11 protein-coding genes are annotated in these 12,965 nt (G+C 42.6%); all 11 read left to right on the plus strand.

Features of this window, described 5'->3' with window-relative positions; genetic code table 11:
• The first annotated feature begins 425 nt into the window (after nt 1-425).
• The 11 genes from secA to EDD68_RS12505 all read left to right on the plus strand — a co-directional run bounded on the left by secA (nt 426) and on the right by EDD68_RS12505 (nt 12,840).
• Complete coding sequence (gene secA / locus EDD68_RS12455; RefSeq protein ID WP_132372621.1) at nt 426-2,936, plus strand: preprotein translocase subunit SecA; 2,511 nt, start codon at nt 426-428, stop codon at nt 2,934-2,936.
• 194 nt (nt 2,937-3,130) lie between these two features.
• A protein-coding gene (gene prfB / locus EDD68_RS12460) for a peptide chain release factor 2 (RefSeq protein WP_132372622.1) occupies nt 3,131-4,232 on the plus strand; the annotation gives its coding sequence in 2 pieces (ribosomal slippage) (nt 3,131-3,202 and nt 3,204-4,232; 1,101 coding nt in all).
• 184 nt (nt 4,233-4,416) lie between these two features.
• The gene (locus EDD68_RS12465; RefSeq protein ID WP_132372623.1) at nt 4,417-4,848 is read left to right on the plus strand and encodes a hypothetical protein; all 432 of its coding nucleotides are present in this window, start codon (nt 4,417-4,419) and stop codon (nt 4,846-4,848) included.
• Nucleotides 4,849-5,119: 271 nt separating this feature from the next.
• Nucleotides 5,120-5,983: a YitT family protein gene (locus EDD68_RS12470; protein ID WP_132372624.1), complete on the plus strand. Its 864-nt coding sequence runs from the start codon at nt 5,120-5,122 to the stop codon at nt 5,981-5,983.
• Between the two features lie 67 nt (nt 5,984-6,050).
• Entirely contained in the window at nt 6,051-6,428 is a 378-nt protein-coding gene (gene cccB, locus EDD68_RS12475) for a cytochrome c551 (protein ID WP_132372625.1), read from the plus strand.
• A gap of 380 nt (nt 6,429-6,808) precedes the next feature.
• A complete protein-coding gene (gene ftsE / locus EDD68_RS12480) occupies nt 6,809-7,495 on the plus strand; it encodes a cell division ATP-binding protein FtsE (RefSeq protein WP_132372626.1) in 687 nt (228 codons plus the stop codon).
• The gene (gene ftsX / locus EDD68_RS12485) at nt 7,485-8,378 is read left to right on the plus strand and encodes a permease-like cell division protein FtsX (RefSeq protein ID WP_132372627.1); all 894 of its coding nucleotides are present in this window, start codon (nt 7,485-7,487) and stop codon (nt 8,376-8,378) included. The genes ftsE and ftsX overlap by 11 nt, the downstream gene beginning before the upstream one ends.
• Nucleotides 8,379-8,433: 55 nt before the next feature.
• Nucleotides 8,434-9,321 carry a coiled-coil domain-containing protein gene (locus tag EDD68_RS12490; protein WP_132372628.1) on the plus strand — a complete coding sequence of 296 codons (888 nt, stop codon included), beginning with the start codon at nt 8,434-8,436 and terminating at the stop codon, nt 9,319-9,321.
• On the plus strand, nt 9,290-9,679 hold the full coding sequence (locus EDD68_RS12495; RefSeq protein WP_165902177.1) for a M23 family metallopeptidase: 390 nt from the start codon (nt 9,290-9,292) through the stop codon (nt 9,677-9,679). The genes EDD68_RS12490 and EDD68_RS12495 overlap by 32 nt, the downstream gene beginning before the upstream one ends.
• A 154-nt stretch (nt 9,680-9,833) precedes the next feature.
• Entirely contained in the window at nt 9,834-11,348 is a 1,515-nt protein-coding gene (locus EDD68_RS12500) for a S41 family peptidase (RefSeq protein ID WP_132372672.1), read from the plus strand.
• Between the two features lie 256 nt (nt 11,349-11,604).
• Entirely contained in the window at nt 11,605-12,840 is a 1,236-nt protein-coding gene (locus EDD68_RS12505; RefSeq protein WP_132372630.1) for a PDZ domain-containing protein, read from the plus strand.
• The last annotated feature ends 125 nt before the right edge of the window (nt 12,841-12,965 follow it).

Here is a 12,965-nt window from a genome sequence, read left to right on the forward strand (position 1 = left end):
GAAGATTCAAAAAAGAGCCAAATGAATATTTAAACACTATTGAAGAGAAATGGAAAAGGCACAACTAATTTATTGTGTTAGTTGTGCCGTTTAAGTTTTTTTTTGCCAGACGGTTCAAGCCTTCCGGTGACGCGGCCAGTTAAAAGATGTGGCATTCTAGAAAATTCTCCGGCAGGATCCAGAACAGGAAAATCAGTTTTATATTCAAAAGGATTTTCTTCGTGGAACTGTGTTCGGAATGTGGAGAAATTGACAGAGTGAAACGGGCACATTGAAAAAATTCCCAGCATGAAAAGGCTGTCATGACGCTCATCGGCTGGTTTTTCTTGTAATAGATTGGTTGTCAGTCCCGTTCCTTTAGTGTTATGATTATTTTTGGGTTATTCTATACAAATGGATGATTTTAAATAGAGGTGCATACGAATATGCTTGGATTATTGAAGAAAGTATTTGGTGATGGTAATACAAGGGAATTGAAAAAGCTTGAAAGAATAGCAGATGAAATTGAAGCACTGGAACCGGAGATGGAAAAGTTATCAGATGAAGAGCTTCGGGGAAAAACGGAAGAATTTAAACAGCGTTTTGAGCAGGGGGAAACCCTTGATGACCTTTTGGTAGAAGCTTATGCGGTCGTTCGCGAAGGAGCAAAACGAGTTTTGCATATGCGTCCGTACTACGTACAGCTTCTTGGTGCCATTGCCCTGCACGAAGGAAATATTGCTGAGATGAAAACCGGTGAGGGTAAAACTCTGGCATCCACCATGCCAGCCTATTTAAATGCCCTGACCGGAAAAGGTGTTCATATAGTTACAGTAAATGAATACCTGGCTGACCGTGACGCAAAGGAAATGGGTCAACTGTATGAATTTCTTGGGCTGACGGTTGGATTAAATGTCAATGGCATGTCCAAGGAAGAAAAACGGGAAGCCTATGCAGCTGATATTACGTATGGTACAAACAATGAGTTCGGCTTTGACTATTTACGTGATAACATGGTGCTTTACAAAGAACAAATGGTTCAACGTCCCCTTCATTTTGCCATTATTGATGAGGTCGACTCCATATTAATTGATGAGGCCCGTACACCATTAATCATTTCAGGATCAGCGCGAAAATCGGCTGATTTGTATGTGCAGGCTGATCTGTTTGTACGCCGTTTGAAACAGGATGAAGATTTTACCTATGATGAAAAGACAAAAAATGTACAATTGACTGAAGAAGGTATCAATAAAGCGGAACAATTTTTCAGTGTGGAAAATCTCTATGATTTGTCCAACGTGTCTTTGACCCACCATATTAATCAGGCCTTGAAAGCTCATGTGGTGATGAAAAAAGATACGGATTATGTCGTTCAGGATGGGGAAGTCGTCATCGTAGACCAGTTTACTGGCCGGCTTATGAAGGGACGCCGGTACAGTGACGGACTGCACCAGGCGATTGAAGCGAAAGAGGGTCTGCAAATCCAGAAAGAAAGCATGACGCTGGCAACGATTACGTTCCAGAACTATTTCCGCATGTATGAAAAACTGGCAGGGATGACCGGTACGGCAAAAACGGAAGAAGAAGAGTTCCAGAGCATTTATAACATGAATGTTATTGTCATTCCGACGAATAAGCCGGTGATTCGGGAAGACAAACCAGATGCCATTTATAAAACCATGGAAGGAAAGTTTCGAGCGGTTATCCAGGATATAAAAGAACGTCATCAGAAAGGCCAGCCGGTTCTCGTTGGCACAGTTGCGGTTGAGACGTCAGAATTAATTTCGAAGCTTTTGAAAAAAGAGGGAATTAAACATAATGTATTGAACGCAAAAAATCATTTTCGTGAGGCAGAAATTATTGCAGAAGCCGGGCAAAAGGGTGCGGTTACGATTGCTACAAATATGGCCGGACGGGGTACGGACATCAAGCTCGGTGAAGGAGTAAAAGAACTCGGCGGCCTGGCAGTGATCGGTACCGAACGTCATGAATCCCGCCGAATTGATAACCAGCTCCGAGGTCGTTCCGGACGTCAGGGAGACCCGGGTTTATCCAGGTTTTATCTGTCCCTTGAGGATGAACTGATGCGCCGATTTGGTTCTGATAATATGCGGAATATGATGGATAAACTTGGTATGGATGACAGTCAGCCGATTGAGAGCAAGATGGTTTCCCGGGCTGTGGAATCGGCACAGAAGCGGGTAGAAGGAAACAACTATGATGCCCGTAAAACATTGCTCGCTTATGACGATGTGTTACGCCAGCAGCGCGAAATTATATATAAACAGCGTTTTGAGGTGCTCGATTCCGATAATCTGCGGGAAATTATTGAGGGCATGATTCAATCGACTGTTGAACGTGTCGTTGAAACCCATACACAAGAAGAAATCCAGGAAGACTGGGATCTCGAATCCATTGCGGATTATATTCACGCCAATCTGCTGGAAAAGGAAGATTTAACGGTAGACGGGCTGAAAGGAAAAGAGCCTGAAGAGATGACAGCATTCATCATGGAAAGAGTAAAGAAAAAATATGATGAGAAAGAACAGGAACTCTCACCTGAACAAATGCGGGAGTTTGAAAAAGTGATTTTACTTCGTACAGTCGATACGAAATGGATGGACCACATTGACCAGATGGATCAACTGCGTCAGGGAATTCATCTCCGGGCTTATGGACAGACCGATCCCCTGCGTGAGTACCAGATGGAAGGGTTTGCGATGTTCGAACAGATGGTTGCTTCCATCGAAGAAGAGGTGTCCCGCTATGTGATGAAAGCACAAATCCGTGAAAATTTAGAGCGACAGGAAGTGGCAAAAGGGGCTAAAGCTGTAACCGGCGGCGGAGGAAACCAGCAGAAAAAACGGAAGCCGTATGTAAAGAAACAGGACATTGGACGGAATGATCCATGTCCGTGCGGTAGCGGCAAAAAATATAAACACTGCTGCGGAGCCTAAAACAAATGGTGTCTGACACCTTCAAAAATTATCCGAATAAGGAATCTTTATTTGTCGAGGGTTCAGCGCACATTTTTACGTCAAACCACTGTCGACAGGTGCCTGACACCCGACCCCTGTTTACCATACCCGGTCATTTATGATATATATTTACTGAAATCATACTAAAGAACAATTTTGAAGAGGTGGTCGTAATGGAATTGATTGAAATTAAGCAGGAAATCGAAAAAATGGCTGCGCGATTAGCCGATTTTAGGGGGTCTCTTTGACTTAACCGAGAAAAAAGAACGAATTGCAGAACTGGAAGAAAAAATGTCTGCACCGGATTTCTGGGACGATCAGGACCGTGCACAGACGATTATAAACGAGAATAACGCGCTAAAGGATTTAGTACAATCCTTTGAAAACAATCAAGAGGCTCTGGAAAACATCGAGGCAACGTTTGAACTGATCAAAGAAGAGGACGACCCTGAACTTCGCCAGGAACTAGAAGAAGAAGTCAAAGATCTGACAAAGGCCTTAAATGAATTTGAACTACAAATTATGCTTAGTGAACCTTATGATAAAAACAATGCCATTCTCGAGCTACACCCCGGCGCAGGGGGAACGGAATCACAGGACTGGGCGAGCATGCTTCTGCGCATGTACACCCGCTGGGCTGAACGTAAAGGATTTAAAGTGGAGACCCTTGATTATCTGCCGGGGGATGAAGCAGGTGTAAAAAGCGTCACCCTTTTGATTAAAGGCCACAATGCCTATGGCTATTTAAAAGCAGAAAAAGGCGTTCACCGCCTTGTTCGGATTTCTCCATTTGATTCATCCGGACGCCGCCATACATCCTTCGTATCCTGCGAAGTGATGCCTGAATTCAACAATGAAGTCGAGATCGAAGTGAAACCGGATGAAATAAAAATTGATACGTATCGATCTAGCGGTGCCGGGGGACAGCACGTCAATACAACCGATTCGGCTGTGCGGATCACCCATCTGCCGACAAACACGGTTGTGACCTGTCAATCGGAGCGTTCACAGATCAAAAACCGGGAAAAAGCCATGAAAATGTTAAAGGCAAAATTGTACCAGCTAGAAATTGAACGCCAGCAACAGGAACTGAATGAGATTCGCGGTGAACAAAAAGAAATTGGATGGGGCAGCCAGATCCGCTCCTATGTCTTCCATCCTTACTCTATGGTCAAAGATCACCGCACCAATGTGGAGATAGGAAATGTCCAGGCGGTTATGGACGGAGAAATCGATCCGTTTATCGATGCGTATTTACGATCAAAACTTCAATAAATGTCACTTCAGGTTATTTATATTCTGCTCGAATATTAGTGCACATGGCAGCTAAAATCAGCCATGTGCTTTTTTTATACCTGAACCTTCAAGGTTACGTTTCCCTACTCGGGAAATACCCCACGATATATGTCTGAATCATGGTAAAATAGAAATGTTATGTAGACAAAAGGCGGTGAAGAACATGGCTCGATTGAAGGAAGAAATGATGTGGCTGATCCTTCCTCTGGTATACGGATGGGTGAACGTGTATGTCATATTCCCTCCATTGATCAGTCAGATGTTGATGGGAGTATTCTGGTTCTGGGTGGGAATGAAGTGTGCCGGACAGAAACGTGCGATCAAACGATGTCTCTTCACAAACAGTTTATGGGGGATTTCCCTGATTATTTTTATCTGGCAGTTTATTTTACTAAGTGATGAAAGCAGAAATTTACCCCTGGCTTTATTTTCACAGCTGTACATTCAGGGATTTATCTGGATGGGCACAAAAATATCGGGACTCCTTTTTGATGTCGATCATGGAACAGTGATCCATATTCTGGCCTACATAAGCATGCTGGGCGTTTTTTTGCTGGGGGCTGCATACCAGAAATTACACGAACGAAGAATCTAAATGGCGGCACCTCTTTCTTTTTTTTTGATTTCTCCTCGGACAAATAATCATCCTTTCCATGCGGATTTCTCTCCATTTATCCTCTATCCTTCAACGTGCTAATGCGTTATCGGGCTCTCATTTACACATCTCAGCTTGTGTGATATATTCCATTACGGTTAAAAAAGATGCCTGATTTCAGCTCCAGCATGTTCACTGGAGATCACCATGACGAGTGATGGCCGGGAAAATTGGAGAAGATATTCATATAAAGAGGTGCTCATCCATCATGATGAAAAAATACAGACGAGAACCAATGCCCAAAAAAATGCGAATAGCCCTTGAATACGTTTATGTCATTTTAGGCTCCTTTTTTATCGCTTTTGCTTTCAACTTATTTTTGTTGCCCAACGATATCGCTTCCGGTGGTGTTGCGGGGATCAGTACCATTACAAAAGATGTGTTTGGTTGGGAACCTGCATTTGTACAGGCCGGCTTGAATATCCCTTTATTTATTGCAGGAATTGTGATTTTAGGGGCTAACTTTGGTCTGAAATCATTTATTGGCACCATTGCTTTGCCGTTTTTTGTTTATTTGACAAAAGATTTTGCTCCGGCTACATTCAATCCCCTGCTCGCTTCCATTTTTGGCGGAATGGGTGTCGGCATTGGCCTGGGTGTGGTTTTTAAGGGACGTGCATCCACCGGGGGAATTGATGTAGCCGCCCAGATTCTGCATAAATTCACCAACCTGTCACTGGGCTTATGCATTGCCATTATTGACGGTGCGATTGTCACCACTTCTGCCTTTGTTTTTAATATTGAACAGGCTTTATATGCACTCATCGGATTATTTGTAACAAGCAAAACCATCGATCTGGTTCAGGTCGGTTTCAACACATCGAAAAATGTCATGATTATAACGGATTACGTTGAAGAAGTCCAAAAGGCCATATTAACCGATGTGGATCGGGGAGTTACAGTACTAAGTGGGGTAGGTGGTTACACCAACGAATCCCGAAATGTCATTATGTGTGTAGTAGATAAGAATGAATTCACGAAATTGACACAAATCGTGAAAAACATTGATCCTAAAGCATTTGTAGTAGCTATGACAGCGGCAGAGGTTCTTGGCGAGGGTTTTAATTCAACCTGAATAGGATATAATATCCTTGAATAGTGCATAATAAGCACTATAAATTCTGTAATTGGGGGGCCACAAAATGAAGAAGAAATTAATGGCTTTACTCTTTGGATCAGCTCTAGTGCTGGCAGCCTGTGGCGGCGGTGATGATAATGCCGATAATGGTGATAATGGGGACACCGCTGACAATGGTGCAGATACTGAAGAGCCAGCAGACAATGGAGAAGGCACTGTAGATACAGCAGCAGCTGAAGAAATTTACAACAATAACTGCTCTATGTGTCATGGTGCTGATCTGTCTGGTGGAGCTGGACCAGACTTGCGCCAAATTGGCGGAAAGTACTCTAAGGAAGAAATTGTAAACATTATTAAAAATGGTATGGGTAACATGCAAGCCGTTAACATCAGCGATGATGATGCCAATACCGTCGCTGAATGGCTGGCCGCCAAACAATAACACGTTTTTGTGATGTTAAAATCCCGGGTATCTGCATTTGCAGATACCCGGGATTTTTTTGGTGTCTGGCACCTGTTGAATGGGTGATCAAGGGATATCCCTTGATCACATTAAGATTATTTTTTGACAATATTCGGGAAGTGACCGTCACTTGTTTTTATGAAACATATTTGTAATATTTTTGTGTCTAAAAGAAATGTCGTATAAATGTTATAATATAAAGGAATTGAATTTGCAGATTTTTTCTGAAAATGTCTAAATTCGTGAAGAAATAGATTGCGACTTATGTTATGATAATAATTATCAAATTATGTCATTTTTTTCGTTTTTTTGACAGCATGAAAGAACATCATAATAGAGATATAGGTGGGTATTGTTCTATGATCGAGATGAAAGGCGTACATAAAAAGTATCCTAATGGTGTTACAGCGTTAAATGGGATTAATGTAAGCATTCATAAAGGTGAATTTGTCTATGTGGTAGGGCCAAGTGGAGCCGGAAAATCCACGTTTATAAAATTGATGTATCGTGAAGAAAAGCCTTCCAAAGGCTCTGTCGTCATGAATGGAGTAGATCTAGCCACACTAAAGGAACGAAAAGTTCCTTATCTCCGCCGCAACGTCGGCGTTGTATTCCAGGATTTTAAACTCCTTCCAAAACTGACAGTCTATGAAAATATTGCATTTGCTCTTGAAGTCATTGAGGAATCACCGAAGAAAATCCGCCGTAAAGTAATGGAAGTTCTGGACCTTGTCAAATTAAAAAACAAAGCGCGTTTTTTGCCGAATGAACTGTCGGGCGGGGAACAGCAGCGAATATCTATTGCTCGGGCTATTGTCAATCGTCCAGGCCTTGTCATCGCGGACGAGCCTACCGGAAACCTTGACCCCGATACTTCATGGGATATTGTGCGCATATTAGAAGAAATCAATTCCAGGGGAACAACCGTTGTCATGGCTACTCACAGCAAGGAAATAGTAAACACATTGAAAAAACGCGTCATTGCCATCGAAAGTGGTCGAATTGTGCGTGACGAGCTTCGGGGTGAATACGGCTATGAAAGTTAGGACAATCGGCCGCCATTTCCGTGAAGGCGGAAAAAATATTATCCGGAACGGCTGGATGACACTGGCCTCAGTAGGTGCTGTGACAACAACATTGATTCTTGTCGGTTTGTTCCTGGTCCTGATGCTGAATCTAAATCAGGTTGCAGAAAATGTCGAAGAAGATGTGGAAATCAAAGTATTAATCGACTTAACCGCAAAGGAAACGGATATTAACAAACTGGAAAATGAGATTAGAAATATTCCACAGGTTTCTATGCTTCAATTTTCATCAAAGGAAGAAGAATTGAAGCAGCTGATTGAAAGCATGGGTGAAGAAGGGGAGGCCTTCGAGCTGTTTGAACAGGACAACCCTCTAAATGATGCCTTTATCGTTAAAACAGAAGACCCAATAGATACCTTTAAAGTAGCCGAACAAATCATGAAATTTGACAATGTTGGCGAGGTCGTCTATGCCGAAGACGTGATCCGCAAACTGTTTGAATTCAATCAGTATGCGCGATATGTCGGGCTGGGCTTTATTATCGCACTAGTCCTGACAGCGGCATTTCTTGTCTCCAATACGATCAAAATTACCATTATGGCCCGCAGCAAAGAAATTGGAATTATGAAACTGGTTGGTGCAACCAACAGTTTTATTCGCTGGCCTTTCTTTATTGAAGGGCTGCTCATGGGAATCTTAGGTTCCATTCTGCCAATTGCTCTGATATTGGGCGGGTATTACTACCTTTATGAAAACTTGCAGGACCGTATTCAGTTCCCGTTTGTGGAGTTGTTGCCTTATCATCCATTTGCTTTTCAGCTTTCATTTTTATTGCTGGCCATCGGAGCATTCATTGGGGTATGGGGAAGCGTGATGAGTGTCAGAAAGTTTTTAAAGGTATAAGCTTTGAATCCTTAACGATAGATCAACCAAATTGTAGGGGGAAGGAGTTGCTGGCGTGAAGAACAGGTTTGTGCCCATATTAACTATTACTCTATTAATTCTTACTGGTATGGTCTCTCAACAACAACATAAAATTTTTGCAAATACAAAAGAACAAATTCAGAACGAAATTGAAAAAATAAAGGATAGGCAGAATGAAGTAGATAAGAAACAGAGCAGCATCAATAGTGAAGTATCCCAGACGGAGGAAAAAATTGCCGATAACAAGTCCAGGCAAAATCAAATCAATGCCCAGATCAGGGATATCGATGTAAAAATTTCTGATACCAGTGCTAAAATTCGGACCAAAGAAGACGACATTCATCAGACAGAAGAAGAGATCAAAAAGTTACAGAAAGAAATTGAAGATTTAAAAGAGCGGATTGCTGTACGGGAAGAACTTCTTAAAGACCGCTTAAGAACGATTCAAAGAAATGGTGGTTCGATCAGTTACTTAGAAGTGGTAATGGGAGCAAAGACTTTTGGAGACTTTCTGGACCGTACGACAGCTGTTACAAAAATTATGAACCAGGATAAACGAATTATGGACAAGCATACCGCTGAAAAAGAATCACTTGAACAGGCGGAAGCCGAACTTGAGGATAAAAAAGACAAATTGGTCGCTCAAAAAGAGGACCTCGAAAATTTACGAACCCAGCTGCAAAATCAGCGGGGTGAAAAGGAACGGTTAATGGCCGAATTGCAAAGTGAAGAGCAGGAATTAAGAGAGTATGTCATGTCCCTTGAGGAACAGGAAGCTATTTTGCAGCAAACTGAAGCTACTTTGAAAAAGATGGAAAAAGATGTTAGAGCAGAAGAAAGACGAGCTGGAACAATTAAACCAGAGTCAGAGTCAGGGAAACGGCATCTTTATGAGACCAGCTCAGGGTCCGGTTACTTCTAGCTTTGGCCCGAGATGGGGTAGTTATCATTATGGCATTGATATCGGACGCCGGGGAACCAATGTACCGGTCGTGGCGGCCTATAGCGGTTATGTTATAAAATCTTACTATTCATCGTCCTACGGAAATGTTGTTTTTCTTGCACATACTATAGACGGTCAAGTCTACACCACCGTTTATGCTCACCTGGAAAATCGTGAAGTAAGTGACGGCCAGTTTGTCCAGAAGGGGCAGCGCCTGGGATATATGGGGAATACAGGCCATTCAACAGGACCTCATCTTCATTTTGAAATACATAAAGGCTCCTGGACATATGATAAACGAAACGCGGTCAATCCCCGGCAATACATTAATTTCTAAGGGAAAACATGTTTATGTTTATTTTTTCATATATTAAGTTTAAAGGCATCGCACAATTCGGTGTGATGCCTTTTTGCGCCAGTTTATGAAGGAATCGATAAAGGAAAAAGAGAAATTAGATGACAGAAATCAATCAGAGGTGAAAAGGATGTATATGAAAGGCAGAAATGTTGCCATTTTATTTTTCGTTGCGATGCTATTTGGGGCAGGAATGGCTTATGCTGGCACGCAAATCGTAGAAAAGGCAGATTCGGCTGATCAGGAAACGGAAGAAAATGATCAGATTGATGAGGATGGCGATAACAGATCCCAGGATAATAGCCAGCCTTCAGAAGAAGAGAAATTGGAACTGATTGAAGATTACCGTCAGATGGGGGCTTTTTCAAAAGTTCTGCAGGCCTACAGCATAATTCAAAACAATTATGTTGAGGATGTCAAAGAAGAGGAACTGATTGAAGGTGCCATTCAGGGAATGCTTGACACCCTGGACGATCCATACAGTGTATACATGGATAAGGAAACCGTAGAGCAGTTTAATGATGCCATCGAATCTTCCTTTGAAGGAATTGGGGCTGAAGTCAGTATAGTGGACGGAAGGGTAACGATTGTAGCCCCTATTAAAGATTCACCCGCAGAAAAAGCCGGCCTGAAACCGAACGACCAGATCATAGAAGTAGACGGGGAAAATATTGAAGGAATGGATTTATATGATGCCGTTTTAAAAATACGCGGTGAAAAGGGAACACCTGTCACCTTAACCATTAAACGTCCGGGAACAGAAGAACTTCTGGAAGTTGAAGTGATCAGGGATACCATTCCAATCGAAACCGTGTACACCAGCATAAAAGAGGTGAACGGTCAAACAGCGGGGATTATCGAAATCACATCCTTTTCCGAAAACACAGCTGCTGATTTTTCCAGTGCTTTAAAAAAGCTTGAAGAAGAGGAACAAATTGACGGATTAGTCATCGACGTCCGTGGGAATCCAGGCGGCCTGTTTACTTCGGTAGAAAATATTCTCGGCCATTTTATTACCAAAGATGATCCTTATGTACAGATCGAAAAGAGGGATGGTGAAAAAGTTCCTTACTATTCTGATCTGAACGAAGGAAAGGATTATCCAATTGCGGTTTTAATTGATGAAGGCAGTGCTTCCGCTTCAGAAATTTTAGCGGCAGCTATGAATGAAGCAGGAGATTATCCGCTTGTCGGAACGAAAACATTCGGGAAAGGAACAGTTCAGCAGGCGATTCCGATGGGAGACGGCAGTGATATTAAGCTGACGATTTATAAATGGCTGACCCCGGAAGGAAACTGGATTCATGAAAAGGGGATAGAGCCGACTGTCCCTGTTGAACAACCGGAATTCTTTTATGCCAATCCCATTCAAGTGGAAGAATCTTTATCATCTGACATGACAGGAGATCAGATTGCCAGTGCTCAGCTGATGTTAAAGGGAATTGGATATGATCCTGGAAGGACAGACGGATATTTTGACGATAAAACCGAGCAGGCAGTAAAGGCATTTCAACAGGATCAAGGGCTACAGGTGACGGGTCAAATTGATAATCGAACGGCATCTGTACTTGAACAACAAATCGTCGAAGCAGTCCGCAGTGAAGAAAATGACCGTCAGCTGAAAAAGGCTCTGGAGGTACTGTTTCAATAAACAGCTGAACAAACCGCGGTTTTCCGCGGTTTTTTACTTATAAACATCAAGGCTTTTGAAGCTTCCTGTGTTTACGGTTTGCAATCCAGCCGTCAGGGAAAGGAATTCAAGTATAGCTGTTTGATCAGATTATGAAGTTCCTGATCTATAGAAGGAGATTCCCGATCGTTTATCGAATGAATACATCTAAAGCTTTTCATCAAAACCTGCAAAAAATAACAAGAAATGGATTGGTATGATATACGGAGGGGACAGCATGATTGAAATCTGGCTTATGGAAATCGGAAAAGGGCTTCTCTGGCTTTTGGGTCAGCCACTCTTATACTGGGCTGTTATCGTTACCATGATTGCCTCATTTATTCGAATTAAGCAGGAACGTAAAACCTTTGGTATACGTGTGTTTCCGATCGGGTTTGAATGGAAGGGCACCCTGGCAACTGGACTAACAGCGGGTGTCATTCTTTCGGCAGGATTAATTCTGGCCGGGGGAGTATTGCCATTTTCGTTTCTCCTTTTCATATCACTTGTTACCATTTTATTATCCATAGCAGGACGTCTGTTTTTATCGCCTGCTTATCTTTTTGGCCTGAGTATCCTGGTAGTCTGGATCATCTCCTCTTTTAACCTGATTCCTTCTGATGCTCTCTGGCTTACCGAGTGGGAAAAGATCAGTCAGCAGCTATTAATTCTTTTCATGGTTTTACTGCTTGCGGTAGAAGGACTGCTGGCAAGAAGGGTCAAGCGGAATGAAACCTTCCCAAAGCTGATCAAGGGAAAGCGGGGGAAATTTGTCGGCCAGCATCTCGTACGGAAATTAAGTGTTGTGCCTGTTCTTGTTCCAGTCCCATCGGGCCGTCTGGAACTGACATGGGACTGGTGGCCACTCTTTCCCGTTGAAGGACAGGGGATCAGCTTGATGCTTGTGCCATTACTCATTGGTTTTGAGCAAACTTTTCAGGGCAGTTTTGCTGATGAAGGAGCCAGAAAACACGGGAACTGGCTGTTGATCCTTTCCGTTTTTCTTGGGGCGGTGGCTTACGCAAGTTTCTATTTTTCCTTTCTTGTTCCGGTTGCAGCGGTCACTGCCATTCTGGGAAAACTTTTGATTCATCTATGGATCCGTTTTGCTGATCTGGAAAAAGTACCAGTATTTAGCCCTGAATTAGACAGCCTCCCTATCCTGGGTGTCATGCCAGGTTCTCCAGCAGACGATATGGGGCTGATGGTCGGAGAGAAGATCATGAAAGTTAACCAGATTCCAGTCACAAATGAACATGAATTTTATCAGGCCCTGCAAAAAAATCGAACCTATATCAAACTGGAAGTTCTAAACCTGGAAGGGGAACCTCGTTTTGTGCAGCGGGCGATGTATGAAGGGGAACACCATGAACTTGGTTTAATATTTGTGAAGGAAAAGCCAAAGTTTAAATTGTATTCGGTTCAGGAAGAAAGCCTAATGAGCAGTGATATGAGTCATACAGGTGAAGGATAAAAGTCGATATCTATTTAAATAAAATTGATTAGAGCCCCGTTTTGTTCAAGTAAGACTGAACAGAATGGGGCCTGTTCATAACTCCTTTCATTTTACATGTGATGGACATCTGAATAAAGTGCAAA

Origin of the sequence: Melghiribacillus thermohalophilus (genome assembly GCF_004342905.1) — a bacterium.
Taxonomy (GTDB): domain Bacteria; phylum Bacillota; class Bacilli; order Bacillales; family Alkalibacillaceae; genus Melghiribacillus; species Melghiribacillus thermohalophilus.

What these genes read in the sequence shown, in the direction of transcription:
- cccB (WP_132372625.1), top strand. Translation starts at nt 6,051, where the DNA reads ATGAAGAAGAAATTAATGGCTTTACTCTTTGGATCAGCTCTAGTGCTG.
- EDD68_RS12465 (WP_132372623.1), top strand. Translation starts at nt 4,417, where the DNA reads ATGGCTCGATTGAAGGAAGAAATGATGTGGCTGATCCTTCCTCTGGTA.
- EDD68_RS12500 (WP_132372672.1), top strand. Translation starts at nt 9,834, where the DNA reads ATGAAAGGCAGAAATGTTGCCATTTTATTTTTCGTTGCGATGCTATTT.
- ftsX (WP_132372627.1), top strand. Translation starts at nt 7,485, where the DNA reads ATGAAAGTTAGGACAATCGGCCGCCATTTCCGTGAAGGCGGAAAAAAT.
- EDD68_RS12470 (WP_132372624.1), top strand. Translation starts at nt 5,120, where the DNA reads ATGAAAAAATACAGACGAGAACCAATGCCCAAAAAAATGCGAATAGCC.
- EDD68_RS12495 (WP_165902177.1), top strand. Translation starts at nt 9,290, where the DNA reads ATGAGACCAGCTCAGGGTCCGGTTACTTCTAGCTTTGGCCCGAGATGG.
- secA (WP_132372621.1), top strand. Translation starts at nt 426, where the DNA reads ATGCTTGGATTATTGAAGAAAGTATTTGGTGATGGTAATACAAGGGAA.
- ftsE (WP_132372626.1), top strand. Translation starts at nt 6,809, where the DNA reads ATGATCGAGATGAAAGGCGTACATAAAAAGTATCCTAATGGTGTTACA.
- EDD68_RS12505 (WP_132372630.1), top strand. Translation starts at nt 11,605, where the DNA reads ATGATTGAAATCTGGCTTATGGAAATCGGAAAAGGGCTTCTCTGGCTT.